This window comes from Streptomyces sp. HUAS MG56, from assembly GCF_058673395.1.
Genome location: NZ_CM178722.1, coordinates 6865410 through 6879453, shown reverse-complemented (window position 1 = coordinate 6879453; position 14044 = coordinate 6865410). Strand labels below are relative to the sequence as shown.

Here is a 14044-nt window from a genome sequence, read left to right as displayed (position 1 = left end):
GCTCAGTGAACTTCCTCGCGACATCGCAGGATTGAAGTCGCGAACCACCGAATATACGCAGAGAAATCCCCCGAGCGCAATTGCTCAGGGGATTTTTTGGTGCCCGGCTGTTCTTTACCGCATGTCGTCCAGCACGTCGGCCAGTTCCTCGCGCAGGCGCCGTTTGGGCCGCGCCCCCACCATCGCCTTCACCGGCTCACCGCCCCGGAACAGCATGAACGTCGGCATCGACAGCACCTTGTACGCGTTCGTGGTCTCCGGACTGGTGTCCACATCCAGCTGTACGACCTTCAGCCGGCCCTCCTCCTCGGCCGCGAGTGCGCTGAGCACCGGGCCCATCTGCCGGCACGGCGGACACCAGTCGGCCGTGAACTCGACCAGCACCGGAAGATCCGCCCGCAGCACCTCCGCCTCGAAATCCGCGTCCCGCACCTCGGCCACGCCCGCCGCGTTGATCACCGCTGCTGTCCTCCCAGTTCGCACCCGGGCTCCGGACCCCCCGGAACCAGCGCGTCGGCGGCCAGCGCGTCCCGCGCCTCCTCGGCCCGCACCAGCTGCCCCGCGACCGTCTCCCGCACCGACCGGAGCTGCCCGATGAGCGCGTCCAGCTCGGCCAGCTTGCGCCGGTAGACCTGGAGCGAGGCCGGGCAGGAGTCGCCCTCCGGGTGCCCGGCCCGCAGGCACTCCACGAAGGGCCGCGTCTCCTCCAGCCCGAACCCGAAGTCCTGGAGGGTCCGGATCTGCGCCAGCAGCCGCAGATCCCCCTCGTCGTACGTGCGGTGCCCCTTGGCGTCGCGCCGGGCCGGCAGCAGCCCGCGCGACTCGTAGTACCGCAGCGCGCGGGTCGTGGTCCCGGCCCGCGCGGCCAGCTCGCCGATTCGCATGACGACGACGGTAGGCGTTGACGCCGGGGTCAGGGCAAGACCGGCTGGACCCCCGCCGACTCCTCGACCTCCATCAGCGACGCGCTCTGCCGCTCCTCCTCGAAGGCCCTGGCGCCGCCCCGGAGGCCGAAGAGGCGTTTGGCGACGGCGATGTAGAGGACGGCCAAGATGTTGAGGACGAGGGTGGCGATCTTCAGATAGCTGACCTTCTCGGTGAGTTCGTAGATCTCCAGGGGGAGGAACGCGGCCGTCGCGACGACCGTCAGGTACTCCGCCCAGCGCTTGGCGTACCACAGGCCGACCGCCTCGACCAGCTCGATCAGGGCGTAGGCCAGCGCCAGGGCGGCGACGATCATGAGGGTGGAGTGCTTGTAGCCGAACGCCTTCTGGATCGAGCCGACCACGGGTGAGTGGTCGAGGTCGTAGTGGAAGTGCCGGAAGACCGGGCGCAGGACGTCCAGGTATTCGTTGAAGAGGCGGCGCACCGCGTCCTGGCTGTTGCTGAACTTCCAGACCGCTATGGCGACCAGCACGATGAACACGCCGCGCACCAGCCGCTCGATCGCGAGGAAGCGCAGGATGAACAGGTCCCGCAGCACCTTGCCGCGCGGCACCAGCGGGGCGTTCGCCGCCGGGCCCGAGCCGTGCGGCTCGCCGAGCACGAAGTCGCCGCAGCGCAGACAGCGCCAGGCGTCCCCGAGCGCGGTCCCGGCGTGCAGCCGCGGCCGCAGCGTGGGCTCGTCGGGCGCGTAGGTCGTATGGCCCTTGCGCGCACAGGTCCGCCGGTCCCAGTCGATCTTCATGTCCCCCGAGCCTCCACTTGCGTGTACCTGATGTCTCGCCTGTACGGACGCCACGCGCGAACGTGCCGTTCCGAATGATCCGGAGCGGCACGTTAGCGGACGGGGGCGAGGAGTGCTCAGGCGGCGGTGCTGTCCACCAGTTCCCTCTCCTGCTCCTTCACCTCGGGCGCGGCCTTTTCACGGCGCGGGAGCAGAACGGCCACCAGGACGGTGCCGATGCCGAGGATGACCGCGCCGACCAGGCTGGTGTGCGCGACGGCGTCGGAGAAGGAGGAGCCGACCGCGTCGGCCATCTGCCGGGCGCCGGCGGCGAGTTCGGCGGCCTGCTGCTTGAGCTGCGCCGCCTGCTGCGGGTCGGTCGCCTTCGCGGCCTGTGCGGCCAGTGCGTGCGCCTTGTCGCCGATGCCCTGGGCGACCGCGTAGCCGGCGCCGACCGAGTCCTGCGCGGTGTCCAGGGCGCTCGCCGGGAGCTTGCTGCCGGCCGTGGCGTCGCTCAGGTGGTTGCCGTACGACGTCGCGAGCAGCGAGCCGAGGATGGCGATGCCGAGCGAGCCGCCCAGCTCCAGCGAGGTGTCGTTGACCGCGCCACCGACGCCCAGTTCGGACTCGGGGAAGGCGCCCATGATGGCGTCGGTGCAGGGCGAGAGGGCGAGACCGATGGCGAGGCCCAGGATGATCAGCGGGGCGAGGAAGTCGCCGTACGTCGAGCCGGCGTCGACCCGGGTCAGCAGGGCGAGGGCGGTGGTGCCGCCGACCATGCCCGCGCCGACCGTCCATTTCATGCCGACGCGGGGGGTCAGGAAGCCGGTCAGGGCCGAGCCGACGAAGACCGCGCCGGCCAGCGGGAGCATCCGGACGCCGGTCTGGAGGGCGTCGTAGCCGAGGACGAACTGGAGGTGCTGGGTCAGGTAGTAGAAGGCGCCGAAGACGGCGAGGAAGAACAGGGCGACGGCGAGGTTGGAGCCCGCGAAGCGGCGGTGCGCGAAGCGGCGGACGTCCAGGATGGGGCGGGGGTGGCGCAGCTCCCAGAGGACGAACGCCACCAGGGCGGCGCCGGCGACGGCCGCGGCCGTGATCGCCTTCGCGTGCCAGCCGAAGTGCGGACCCTCGATGATCATGTAGACGAGGGAGCCGGTCCACAGGACGGAGAGCAGGCCGCCGACGTAGTCGATGCGGTCGTGGTGACCGGCCTTGGACGGCGGGATGAGCACGAAGGCGAGGACGATCGCGACGGCCGCGACGGGCACGTTGATCAGGAAGGTCGAGGACCAGCCGTGGTCGCGCAGCAGCGCGCCCGCGACGACCGGTCCGGCGGCGATGGCGAGGCCGGCGGTGGCGGTCCACAGCACGATCGCCTTGGCGCGCTCGGCGCGCGGGAAGGTCGCGGCGAGCAGGGAGAGCGTGGCGGGCATGATCAGCGCCGCGCCGACGCCCATCACGGCGCGGGCCGCGATGACGGTCGTGGAGCTGTCGGCGAGGTAGCCGAAGACGGCACCGCCGCCGAAGACCGCGAGACCGAGGACGAGTGCGCCGCGCCGGCTGTACTTGTCGCCGATCGCGCCGAGCAGCAGCATCAGCGCGGCGTACGGGACGGTGTAGCCGTCGATCACCCACTGGAGATCGGCACTGGAGAGCCCGAGGTCCTTCGTCATGTCGGGTGCGGCGACCGTGAGGGCGGTGTTCGCCATCACGATGATCAGCAGGCTCAGGCAGAGCACGAGCAGTGCCCACCAGCGCCGGGCGTACGGGCGCTCCATCTTCTCGACCGGTTCGGTCATGACGAGTCGCATGGCAGGGGTCGCCTTCCTCGGATCGCGACGGTTGGTGCGGAACGGTGCGGACTTGCACAGTGACGTGCAATTGCACAACCATGTGTAATGTACGCCGTTGCACAGTGGTGTGCAAATCGTGAAGGGCATGCAGAATGACTGCCATGACCACGGGTAACAGCCGCGCCGACGCCAACCGGCGCCGCATCCTCGACGTCGCCCTCGCGGAACTGCTGCGCGACCCCGACGCCTCCATGGACCAGATCGCGCGCGCCGCGGGGGTCGTACGACGGACGGTGTACGGCCATTTCCCCAGCCGCGAGGCGCTGATCAGCACGCTGGTCGACGAGGCCGTGGCGGCGCTGGCGGACGCGGACGCGGGCGCCCGCAGGGAGGTCGCCGACCCGGCGGAGGCGGTGGCCCGGTCGGTGCTCGCGATCTGGGAGATCGCCGACCGCTACCGGCTGCTGGTCGCGCTCGCCCAGCGCACGGTCACCGTCCAGGGCATCCGAGAGCGCCTCGCCCCGCTGCGCGCGAACAAGGTCCGGCTGCTGGAGCGCGGGCTGGAGAAGGGCGTGTTCAGCTCACCGCTGCCGGCCCCGGCGCTGGCGTACGTGCACGAGCAGCTGCTGTTCGCCGTGATGGAGGCGGTGAACGACGGCCTCCTGACAGCGGCGGAGGCGGGCCGCTCGGCCACGGTCACGGTCCTGACCGCGGCGGGCGTGCCCGCCTCGACGGCCACCGAGCTGGTGGCCGAGGTGAGTGAGGAGTCGTAGCAGCGCCGTAGCGGTGCCGTGGACATGCCGGATGCCCGGCCCCGGTTCAGGCGGGGCCGGACATCCGGAGCTTCTTTCGGGGTCAGGCCTTGGCCAGCGCATCTTCCCGCTGCTCGGGCACCTCGGCCACCGTCCCGTGGCCCTCGTCCATGAGCGTCGTCTCGTCGAAGGGCAGCTCACCGGCGAGCACCCGCCGCACCCGCTCCTTGTCGATCTCCTTGGTCCAGGTGCCCACGAGCACCGTCGCCACCGCGTTGCCCGCGAAGTTGGTCAGGGCGCGGGCCTCGCTCATGAAGCGGTCGATGCCGACGATCAGACCGACGCCGTCGACCAGCGCGGGCTTGTGCGACTGGAGGCCGCCGGCCAGGGTCGCGAGACCGGCCCCGCTGACGCCCGCCGCGCCCTTGGACGCCAGCAGCAGGAACAGCAGCAGCGGGATCTGCTCGCCGATCGACATCGGCGTGCCCAGCGCGTCCGCGATGTAGAGCGACGCCATGGTCATGTAGATCATCGTGCCGTCGAGGTTGAACGAGTACCCGGTCGGCACGGTGATGCCGACGACCGGCCTGCTGACGCCCAGGTGCTCCATCTTCGCGATGAGCCGCGGCAGCGCGGACTCGGAGGAGGAGGTGGACAGGATCAGCAGGAACTCACGGGCGAGGTACTTGCACAGCGAGAAGACGTTCACCCCCGCGACGATCCGCAGGATCGCGCCGAGCACCACGAAGACGAACAGGACGCAGGTGATGTAGAAGCCGAGCATCAGCACGGCGAGGCTCTTGAGCGCGTCGATGCCGGCCGAGCCGGTCACGGCCGCGATGGCGCCGAAGGCACCGAGCGGCGCGAGCCACATGACCATCGACAGGATGCGGAAGACCAGCCGCTGGATGTGCTCGACACCGCGCAGCACCGGCTGCCCGACCGGGCCCATGGCCTGGAGCGCGAACCCGGCGAGCAGGGCGATCAGCAGCGTCTGGAGGACCTGGCCCTCGGTGAAGGCGGAGACGAACGTGGTCGGGATGATCGACAGCACGAACTCGACGGGCGGCAGCGCGTCGCTGGAGACCTGGGCGTGCCCGGTGTGCTTGATCGCGTTGGTCAGGTGCAGCCCGTCACCCGGGTGCAGCACGTTGCCGACGACGAGGCCGATGCCGAGCGCGACCAGCGACATCACGAGGAAGTAGCCGAGGGCGATACCGCCGACGGCGCCGACCTTGGCCGCCTTCCGTACCGATCCGATGCCGAGCACGATCGTGCAGAAGATGATCGGCGAGATCATCATCTTGATCAGGTTCACGAAACCGGTTCCGAGCGGCTTCAGCTGGACGGCGGCATCGGGCCAGATGAGCCCCACGGCGATGCCGAGCACGACCGCCGCGATCACGGCGATGTACAGGTAATGAGTCCGGTCCCGCTTCACGCGGGGTACGGCTGGTGCCGTATCGGGGGTGCTGGCGGCCACGGCTGCCCTCCTTGACGTCTTCGTCGGCATCACCGGCGTGCGGCTCACGTCCGGGGGTGTTGTGGGGGATGCCGTGACTATCTCCCGGCCTGTGAGAGCGGTCACCCTTCCGTTCATTTAGTTCACGCTTAACCGAGGGGGCACACTGCTGACATGCGCGTTCCCTCCCTCCCCCGACCTCGCAGCCTGGCGGGCCAGCTGTTCGCCATGCAGGCCGTGCTGATCGCACTGGTCGTGGCCGGGTACGCGCTGTTCACCTACGTCAGCGACCGCGGGCAGGCCGAGGACGCGGCGAAGCGGCAGGTCGTCGCGGTGGCCCGGTCGATCGCGGACGCCCCCTCGGTCCGCTCGGCGATCCACACCCCGAACCCCTCCGCCGCGCTGCAGCCCTACGCCCTCCAGGTCACCCGGGACGCGGACGTCGACTTCGTGACGATCATGAACACGGACGGCATCCGCTGGACCCACCCCGACCCCTCGCAGATCGGCAAGCGCTTCCTCGGCCGTATCGACCCCGCCGTGCACGGCCACACCTTCACCGAGACCTACACCGGCACCCTCGGCCCGTCCGTCCGCGCGGTGACCCCGGTCGAGGACGGCGGCCGCGTCATCGGCCTGGTCAGCGCCGGCATCAAGGTGGAGGCGATCAGCGAGCGGGTCCAGGGCCAGGTCACGGCCCTGCTCGGGGTGGCCGGCGGCACCCTGCTGCTGGGCGCGGTCGGCACCTACGTCGTGAACGCACGCCTGCGCCGCCACACCCACGGCATGAACGCCACCGAGCTGAGCCGGATGCACGACTACCACCAGGCGGCGCTGCACGCGGTCCGCGAGGGCCTGCTGATGCTGGACGCGCAGTACAGGGTGGCGCTGATCAACGACGGCGGGCGGGAGCTGCTGGGGGTGGGGAGCGAGCAGGAGGTGATCGGCCACTCGGTGGCGGACCTCGGCCTGCCGGGCCCGCTGACGGGCGCGCTGCTGTCGTCGGAGCCGAGGGTCGACGAGGTCCATCTGACGACCTCCCGGGTCCTGGTGGTGAACACCTCCCCGGTGTCGGGCGGCGAGCGGCGCGGAACGATGGTGACGTTGCGCGACGTGACCGAACTCCAGGCGCTGATGGGCGAGTTGGACTCGGAGCGCGGCTTCACCCAGGCCCTGCGCTCACAGGCCCACGAAGCCGCCAACCGCCTCCACACGGTCGTCTCGCTGATCGAGCTGGGCCGGGCCGAGGAGGCGGTGGCGTTCGCCACGGCCGAGCTGGAGCTGGCGCAGGCCCTGACCGACCAGGTGGTGGCGGCGGTGAGCGAGCCGGTGCTGGCCGCGCTGCTGCTCGGCAAGACGGCCCAGGCCAACGAGCGGGGCGTGGAACTGGTCGTCTCCCCCGACAGCCGCCTGGACGACGGCCTGCTCCCGGCGGAACTGTCCTCCCGCGACCTGGTCACGATCCTCGGCAACCTGATCGACAACGCGGTGGACGCGGCGCAGGGCAGCGCCGGGGCGCGGGTGACGGTCACGGCGTACGCCTCGGACGACGAGGTGGTCCTGCGGGTGACCGACACCGGCCCCGGTGTCGACCCGGCCCATGCGGACCTGGTATTCCAGCGGGGGTTCTCCACCAAGCCGGCCGGGCCCGGCGGGCGGGGCCTCGGGCTGGCCCTGGTCCGGCAGGCGGTGGCCCGCCACGAGGGCACGCTGACGGTGGCGGAATCCGACGACAACGGCGCGGACGGCGAGGGCGGAGCGGTGTTCGAGGTGCGGTTGCCGACGCGTGCGGCTTCCCCGGTGCCGGGAGGCGACACGACATGACGGATGCACCGGCGATCAGGGTGCTGGTGGTCGAGGACGACCCGGTGGCCGCCGACGCGCACGTGCTGTACGTCGGCCGGGTCCCCGGGTTCGTCGCGGTCGGCAAGGCCCACACGGGCGCGGAGGCACGCCGCGTCCTGGACCGCACGCCCGTGGACCTCCTTCTGCTGGACCTCCACCTCCCCGACGTGCACGGCCTCCAGTTCGCCCGCTCCCTGCGCGCGGCGGGCCATCACGCGGACGTGATAGCGGTGACCTCGGCCCGCGACCTCGCGGTGGTCCGCGAGGGCGTCTCCCTGGGTGTCGTCCAGTACGTCCTGAAGCCCTTCACCTTCGCCACCCTCCGCGACCGCCTCGTCCGCTACGCCGAGTTCCACGCCGCGGCCGGCGAGGCGAGCGGCCAGGACGAGGTCGACCGCGCCCTCGCGACCCTCCGTGCGCCGTCCCCCGCCGCCCTGCCGAAGGGGCTGAGCGCCCCGACGCTGGAACGCGTGACGGCGGCACTGCGGGAGGCCTCGGAGGGCCTCACAGCAGCGGGCCTGGCGGAGTCGGTGGGCATCTCCCGCATCACCGCCCGACGCTACCTGGAGCATCTGGTGGACTCGGGCCGAGCCGGACGCAGCCCGCTGTACGGGCAGGTGGGAAGGCCGGAGCTGGTGTACCGGTGGGTGGCACAGGGGCGGTGAGGCCGCGCCGGCCCGGCGTCTCTGCGCCACGCCAGTGCCCGGAGCAGCGCCTGAAGGGCGAGGTCCGCCGTGACCCGCGGCTTCTTACTCCGCCGTGGCGAATCCCGCGTACGACACGACCTGCACACCGAGGCCGACCACCGCCAGTGCCTCCAGCACGGAGACCGCGACGAGCATCCCACCGTCGTCCCCCGCCGCCCAGAACAGCACGAGGGCCGCCAACGGCACGACGCAGAAGGCCGTCAGGTCCACCACGCACTGAATGGCCTTGCGCGACCTGCGGCGTGCGTCGGTGCGGTGCTCCGTTTCCCAGCGAAAGACAGAAGAGTCGTCGGGGGCGCCCGCGAGTCGGGTCAGTCGCGGCCCCAGGTCGTCGCGTACGTACGCCCCGATCGCCGAGATCTTCTGATCGTTCACGAGATACGTCCAGCCGAGTACGACACACACCGGCGGCAGCGCCAGCAGCATCGACGCCTGCTTGGCCTGGGCGGCGGCGGCGATGACGGCGGCCACGACGGTCAGGGTGACGTACAGCAGATTGTCCCGGAACCCGATCCGGGTCTTCTGCTCGTCCTTGAGCGTCTGGTACTCGGTGAGCAGCAACTGCCCGACGGTGACGTCTCGTTCCGGCACTCCAGCCCCTTCCCCCGGCAGTACTTGAGGAGTGTGCCGCAGCCCCCCGTACCCCAATCCCGCGCACATCCATTGACCTGACTAGACCACTCCTCTTACCTTCACACGGCAGTCATCTCCGCGCCATCCCCACGTGCGCTCAGGAGGTCATGCCCGTGCGCCCCACCGCCGCCCTCTCCGCCCTCCTCACCGCCGCTCTCGCCGCCGCGACTCTCACCGGGTGCGGCAGCGGTTCCGGAAGCGGTCCGAACACGCTGAAGGTGTCGTACAAGCAGTCGACCGACAACTCCATCAAGGTGATGGACACCTATCTCGCCGGGATCAAGAAGGAGTTCGAGAAGAAGTACCCGGGGAAGAAGGTCGAGTTCGTTCCGGTGAAGGCACCGGACTCCGAGTACTACACCAAGGTCCAGCAGATGATGCGTTCGCCGAGGACCGCGCCGGACCTGGTCTACGAGGACACCTTCCTCATCAACTCCGACATCACGAGCGGGTATTTGAAGCCCCTCGACCCCTATCTCGCCGGCTGGCCGGACTGGAAGCAGTTCCTCGACACGGCGAAGGCGTCGGCGCGGGGGGAGGACGGGAAGACGTACGGCGTGCCGGACGGGACCGACACCCGGGGGCTGTGGTTCGACAAGCGGGTGTTCCGGAAGGCCGGGCTACCGCTCGACTGGCAGCCGAAGACCTGGGCCGACGTCCTCGCCGCCGCCCGCACCATCAGGCAGAAGGTCCCCGGCGTCGTCCCGCTCAACGTCTACACCGGCAAGCCGGCCGGCGAGCGGGCCACCATGCAGGGCATGGAGATGCTGCTGTACGGCACGGGGAACGGGACGTCCGACCCGTTGTACGACAGCGGCAGCAAGAAGTGGATCACGGGCGGCCAGGGGTTCACGGACTCGCTGAAGTTCATCGAGAGCGTCTACAAGGAGAAGCTCGGGCCCGACGTCTCCGACGCCCTCGACCCGAACTACGCCACCACCGTCGCGGGCGAACTGCTCCCCGAGGGCAAGCTGGGCATCGACCTCGACGGCTCCTGGCTGCCGCAGAACTGGCTGCCGGGCAGCGGCCGTGACTGGCCGGACTGGTCCCGGCAGCTCGGCCTCGCGTACATGCCGACGCAAGCCGGGCAGGCACCGGGCAAGGTGAGCATGTCCGGCGGCTGGACGTGGGCCGTCCCGGCCAAGGCGGCCCACCCCGACCTCGCCTTCGACTTCGTCAAGACGATGCAGACGGAGGCCAACGCCAGGAAGTGGTACATCGCCAACTCCGGTATCGCGCTGCGCAAGGACGTCGCCGCCGACCCCGCGTACGCCACCGCCCAGCCCGGCATCAAGTTCTTCACCGACCTCGTGTCCAGCACGCACTACCGGCCCGCGTATCCGGCGTATCCGAAGGTGTCCACGGCGATCCAGGAGGCGATGGAGAGCGTGACCACCGGTGACGCGTCGGCCGAGAAGGCGGCGAGCACGTACGACTCGACGCTGAAGGACGTCACCGGCGGCCAAGTGGTCCACAAGTGAGGCGCCGTCCCGGCCGGGCCCGTCCCGGCCAGGCCCGCCGCCGGTTCACGCGGGCGCTCCCGCTCACCCCCGCCGTCGTCCTCATCCTGCTCTTCCTCGCCGGGCCGATCGCCTACTGCGTCTACATCGCCTTCACCGACCTGCAGTTGACGGGGCAGGCGCACGCGTCGTTCGTCGGGTTCGACAACTTCCGCCGGGCCTTCCAGGACAGCGAGTTCCTGAACGCCGTATGGCTGACGCTGGTGTTCACCGTGCTGTCCTCGCTCGTCGGGCAGAACACCCTGGGGCTCGCGCTGGCCGCGCTGATGAAGCGGGCGAGCAAGCCGGTGCGGACCCTCACCGGCGGGGTGGTGGTCACGGCCTGGGTGCTGCCGGAGGTCGTCGCCGGGTTCCTGCTGTACGCCTTCTTCCGACGGGAGGGGACGCTCGACGCCATCCTGGAGTGGCTTCATCTGCCGCGTCAGAACTGGCTGTTCACCCTGCCCGTCCTCGCCGTGTCCTTCGCCAACGTCTGGCGCGGGACGGCGTTCTCGATGCTCGTCTACTCGGCCGCGCTGGACGAGATCCCCGCCGAGATCACGGAGGCCGCGGAGGTCGACGGGGCCGGCGGCTGGCGCCGGATGTGGCACATCACGCTGCCGATGATCCGCCGGTCCATCGCCACCAACCTCATGCTCAACACCCTCCAGACGCTCTCCGTCTTCGGGCTGATCTGGGTGATGACCCGGGGCGGCCCCGGCAACAAGAGCCAGACCCTGCCGCTGTTCATGTACGAACAGGCCTTCCAGAACAGCATGATCGGGTACGGCACCGCGGTCGCCCTGCTCCTGCTGCTCGTCGGTTCCCTGTTCTCCGTCGTGTACCTGCGTCTGCTGCGAACGGAGGTGTGACCGGCCGTGCCCCGCAAGCGCGCCTCCCGCCGGCTCACCGCGGACGCCGCCCTGCTGCTGGTGGCGGCCGCCTTCGCGCTACCCCTCGCCTGGGTGGTGCTGTCCGCCGTGGACCCGCACGCCGACCTGAGGGTCCGCGTCCCGGGCGGCTTCACGCTCGCCAACTTCCGGGCCGTCCTCACCCCCGACATCACCTACACCCCGCTGCTCAACAGCCTGATCCTGTGCGGCTGCGCGACCGCGCTGACGGTCGTCTGCGCCGCCCTCGCCGCGTACCCGCTCTCCCGCTTCCGCTCCCGTCTGAACCGGCCGTTCCTGCTGACGGTCCTGTTCGCGACGAGCCTGCCGATCACCGCGATCATGGTGCCGGTGTACGCGCTGTTCGTCCGCGTGAACCTGATCGACACCATGCAGGGCACGATCCTGTTCTTCGCCGCCTCCCAACTCCCCTTCGCCATCTGGCTGATGAAGAACTTCATGGACGGCGTGCCGAGGGAGCTGGAGGAGGCGGCCTGGACGGACGGCGCCTCCGGGCTCCAGTCGCTGCTGCGCATCGTGCTGCCGCTGATGGGCCCCGGCGTCGCCGTCGTCACGGTGTTCTCGTTCGTGACGATGTGGGGCAACTTCTTCGTCCCGTTCATGCTGCTGCTCACCCCGGACCAGATGCCGGCCTCGGTCAGCATCAACGACTTCTTCGGCAACCGCGGCATGGTGGCGTACGGCCAGCTCGCCGCGTTCTCCGTGCTCTACTCGACGCCGGTGATCCTGCTGTACGTCCTGGTGGCGCGCAGACTGGGCGGCGGGTTCGCGCTGGGCGGGGCGGTCAAGGGGTAGCCGGGAGAGGTGTTCCGTCCGTTACATTCCTTGCATACCGAACAGTCGGAACTGTACGTTCACACAATCCGTGTTCCTGGCCGAACAGACCGTAGCCATCCCCGCACCGACCCCCTTAGTTTGTGCGAGGTGCGCCAACCGTCAGCTCCTCCGTTCAACGCCCAGGCCGCCCGCAGACTGCGCGCGGCGCTCGGCATGGGCCCCGAGCATGTCGCCTACGGCATGCGGGTCTCGTACGGCATGCCCTATGTCACGCCCGATCTCGTCATCGCCTGGGAGCGGGGTACGGCGGTGCCGTCGAGCCCCGAAGTCACCGCTCTCGCCGGGGTGTTGTGGTGCTCCCCCGGCGAGCTGATCGGACGGCCCCGCACCCTGCGGGAGCACCGCGTCGCGCGCGGCCTCGCCGGTGAGGACGTCGCCCGTGTCACCGGCCTGGAGCACCGCGCCTATCTGCGGATGGAGGAGAGCGACGACTGGCGCGGCAGCGAACGCCAGTCCGCCGCGCTCGCCGAGATCCTCCAGCTGTCCCTGCCGGACTTCGTCGCCGTGACGAAGCGGGAGGGGAAGCTCACCGAACTGCTGCGCAGCGCGGTCACCACACGCTGGCAGGCCTACGTACGGCCGGTCGCCAGGCTGGTACCCCTGGACCGGAAGCTGCTGGAGAGCGCTCTCCAGCGGCTGCACACGGACTACCAGGGGCAGATGGTGGCCAGCCTCAACTGGGGCGGGAACAGCGCGGCCGACGCCGCCGGCGACGCGGGCCGCGAGTTCCTCGACGGGATAGTCGAGCGCTTCTGGGCGCTCGCCGTTCCCTAGGGTCACTCGTGCCTAGAAGACCGACTCCGCCTCGTCCATCCGGTCCTTCGGCACCGTCTTCAGTTCGGTGACCGCCTCGGCGAGCGGCACCATCTGGATGTCGGTGCCGCGTAGCGCGGTCATCCTGCCGAACTCGCCGCGGTGGGCGGCCTCGACGGCGTGCCAGCCGAAGCGGGTGGCGAGGACGCGGTCGTAGGCGGTGGGGACGCCGCCGCGCTGGACGTGGCCGAGGATGACCGGCTTGGCCTCCTTGCCGAGGCGCCGCTCCAGCTCGTAGGCCAGGGCGGTGCCGATGCCCTGGAAGCGCTCGTGGCCGTACTGGTCGATCTCGCCCTTGCCGTAGTCCATGCTGCCCTCGGCGGGGTGGGCGCCCTCGGCGACGCAGATGACGGCGAACTTCTTGCCGCGGGCGAAGCGCTCCTCGACCATCTTGACCAGGTCGACCGGGTCGAAGGGCCGCTCGGGCAGGCAGATGCCGTGGGCGCCGGCGGCCATGCCGGACTCCAGGGCGATCCAGCCGGCGTGCCGGCCCATGACCTCGACGACCATCACGCGCTGGTGGGACTCGGCGGTGGTCTTGAGCCGGTCCATCGCCTCGGTCGCGACGCCCACGGCCGTGTCGAAGCCGAAGGTGCGGTCGGTGGAGGAGATGTCGTTGTCGATGGTCTTCGGGACGCCCACGACGGGCAGGCCGGCGTCGGAGAGCATGCGGGCCGCGGTCAGCGTGCCCTCGCCGCCGATCGGGATCAGCGCGTCGATGCCGAACTCCTCGACCATGTCGGTCGCCTTGTCGCAGGCCTCGCGCAGCCGGTCGCGCTCCAGCCGGGAGGAGCCGAGGATCGTGCCGCCGCGGGCCAGGATGCCGCTGACGGCGTCCAGGTCGAGGGAGCGGTAGTGGCGGTCGAGCAGACCGCGGTAGCCGTCCTCGAAGCCGATGACCTCGTCGCCGTACTGCGTCACGGCCCGGTGCACGACCGACCGGATCACGGCGTTCAGGCCGGGGCAGTCGCCGCCTGCGGTGAGAACTCCGATGCGCATCGTGCTGTGTCTCCTGCTCGCTGTCGGTGCGGGTGAGCCAGTGCCGATTGTTCCACGTCCGCCGGAGCACTGACCTACTTGACGGGCGCTTTATCCGGAGCCGGAGGTATTGTCAAGAGGGTTCCGC

General features: G+C 70.3%; 14 protein-coding genes. 7 read left to right on the top strand and 7 right to left on the bottom strand.

Translation table 11 applies throughout. The features are described 5' to 3' along the window. Positions 1-114: 114 nt before the first annotated feature. The 4 genes from AC4OXY_RS32560 to AC4OXY_RS32545 form a co-directional block, all read right to left on the bottom strand. Positions 115-459 carry a thioredoxin family protein gene (locus AC4OXY_RS32560; protein WP_356027871.1) on the bottom strand — a complete coding sequence of 115 codons (345 nt, stop codon included), beginning with the start codon at positions 457-459 and terminating at the stop codon, positions 115-117. Continuing rightward, positions 456-884, bottom strand: a complete 429-nt coding sequence (locus tag AC4OXY_RS32555; RefSeq protein WP_356027869.1) for a MerR family transcriptional regulator — start codon at positions 882-884, stop codon at positions 456-458. Before AC4OXY_RS32555 ends, AC4OXY_RS32560 begins: the two co-directional genes overlap by 4 nt. Before the next feature lie 29 nt (positions 885-913). Beyond that, positions 914-1687, bottom strand: a complete 774-nt coding sequence (locus AC4OXY_RS32550; protein ID WP_362818818.1) for a DUF2127 domain-containing protein — start codon at positions 1685-1687, stop codon at positions 914-916. Positions 1688-1803: 116 nt separating this feature from the next. Next, positions 1804-3477, bottom strand: a complete 1674-nt coding sequence (locus AC4OXY_RS32545; protein WP_491991501.1) for an MFS transporter — start codon at positions 3475-3477, stop codon at positions 1804-1806. Positions 3478-3611: 134 nt separating this feature from the next. Between AC4OXY_RS32545 and AC4OXY_RS32540 the strand changes: the two genes are divergently transcribed. Further along, positions 3612-4232: a TetR/AcrR family transcriptional regulator gene (locus AC4OXY_RS32540; RefSeq protein WP_071380829.1), complete on the top strand. Its 621-nt coding sequence runs from the start codon at positions 3612-3614 to the stop codon at positions 4230-4232. A gap of 82 nt (positions 4233-4314) precedes the next feature. Here the strand turns inward: AC4OXY_RS32540 and AC4OXY_RS32535 are convergent, their stop codons facing one another. Continuing rightward, positions 4315-5724 (bottom strand): cation:dicarboxylate symporter family transporter, encoded by a 1410-nt coding sequence (locus AC4OXY_RS32535; protein ID WP_356027896.1) that lies wholly within the window; start codon positions 5722-5724, stop codon positions 4315-4317. 123 nt (positions 5725-5847) lie between these two features. On the opposite strand from AC4OXY_RS32535, the gene AC4OXY_RS32530 reads away from it, so the two are divergent. Both AC4OXY_RS32530 and AC4OXY_RS32525 read left to right on the top strand, forming a co-directional pair. Beyond that, positions 5848-7497: a sensor histidine kinase gene (locus AC4OXY_RS32530; RefSeq protein WP_356027863.1), complete on the top strand. Its 1650-nt coding sequence runs from the start codon at positions 5848-5850 to the stop codon at positions 7495-7497. Continuing rightward, complete coding sequence (locus tag AC4OXY_RS32525) at positions 7494-8183, top strand: response regulator (protein WP_356027861.1); 690 nt, start codon at positions 7494-7496, stop codon at positions 8181-8183. Before AC4OXY_RS32530 ends, AC4OXY_RS32525 begins: the two co-directional genes overlap by 4 nt. An 84-nt stretch (positions 8184-8267) precedes the next feature. Here AC4OXY_RS32525 and AC4OXY_RS32520 read toward each other — a convergent pair whose 3' ends face one another. Next, complete coding sequence (locus tag AC4OXY_RS32520) at positions 8268-8816, bottom strand: hypothetical protein (protein WP_491991500.1); 549 nt, start codon at positions 8814-8816, stop codon at positions 8268-8270. A 149-nt stretch (positions 8817-8965) separates the two neighbouring features. Here AC4OXY_RS32520 and AC4OXY_RS32515 point away from each other — a divergent pair, with 149 nt between their 5' ends. From AC4OXY_RS32515 to AC4OXY_RS32500, 4 genes are all read left to right on the top strand, one after another. Further along, positions 8966-10339: an extracellular solute-binding protein gene (locus tag AC4OXY_RS32515; RefSeq protein WP_402066009.1), complete on the top strand. Its 1374-nt coding sequence runs from the start codon at positions 8966-8968 to the stop codon at positions 10337-10339. Further along, complete coding sequence (locus tag AC4OXY_RS32510; protein WP_491991499.1) at positions 10336-11229, top strand: carbohydrate ABC transporter permease; 894 nt, start codon at positions 10336-10338, stop codon at positions 11227-11229. Before AC4OXY_RS32515 ends, AC4OXY_RS32510 begins: the two co-directional genes overlap by 4 nt. 6 nt (positions 11230-11235) lie before the next feature. Further along, on the top strand, positions 11236-12063 hold the full coding sequence (locus tag AC4OXY_RS32505; protein WP_356027853.1) for a carbohydrate ABC transporter permease: 828 nt from the start codon (positions 11236-11238) through the stop codon (positions 12061-12063). A 129-nt stretch (positions 12064-12192) separates the two neighbouring features. Then, positions 12193-12879, top strand: a complete 687-nt coding sequence (locus tag AC4OXY_RS32500; RefSeq protein WP_356027852.1) for a helix-turn-helix domain-containing protein — start codon at positions 12193-12195, stop codon at positions 12877-12879. Between the two features lie 12 nt (positions 12880-12891). On the opposite strand, the gene AC4OXY_RS32495 is transcribed toward AC4OXY_RS32500, so the two are convergent. Continuing rightward, positions 12892-13917, bottom strand: coding sequence for an ATP-dependent 6-phosphofructokinase (locus tag AC4OXY_RS32495; protein WP_356027850.1), 1026 nt, complete (start codon positions 13915-13917; stop codon positions 12892-12894). Positions 13918-14044 lie beyond the last annotated feature (127 nt).